Genomic DNA, 286 nt, shown 5'->3' with positions numbered 1-286 from the left:
GATTTCCAGATCGGTCATGAACCGCTGGAAATCTATGTGGATGGATATGTCAGCGCAAACATTCAAAACCTCAATACTGGTCTGGAAGCGACCCGGCAAATGCTGAAAAAGAAGTATGCAGCAGATGAAAACGATCTGTACATGAGCACCTTGAAGCTGGGGCAGATCGATGAAGATGAGTACTTAGGCCGGGTCTTGTACGATGAGTTGGTGGCCATCCTGAAGAACATCAAGACGGAACACCGCAAGGACAAGTCCACTTCGGATGGTGCAATGGTCGATAACT

At 47.9% G+C, this 286-nt stretch carries 1 pseudogene; it reads left to right on the top strand.

Going from position 1 to position 286, the window contains the following annotated elements:
- A pseudogene (locus P0G09_RS20690) lies at nt 1-286 on the top strand (XRE family transcriptional regulator); the annotation flags it as partial.

The sequence above is a fragment of the Faecalibacterium sp. DFI.5.82 genome, assembly GCF_029076575.1.
In the GTDB taxonomy this organism is placed as follows: Bacteria; Bacillota; Clostridia; order Oscillospirales; family Ruminococcaceae; genus Faecalibacterium; species Faecalibacterium duncaniae.
Note: the sequence above shows the minus strand (reverse complement) of the source record. Positions and strands in the feature narration are given on the sequence as shown.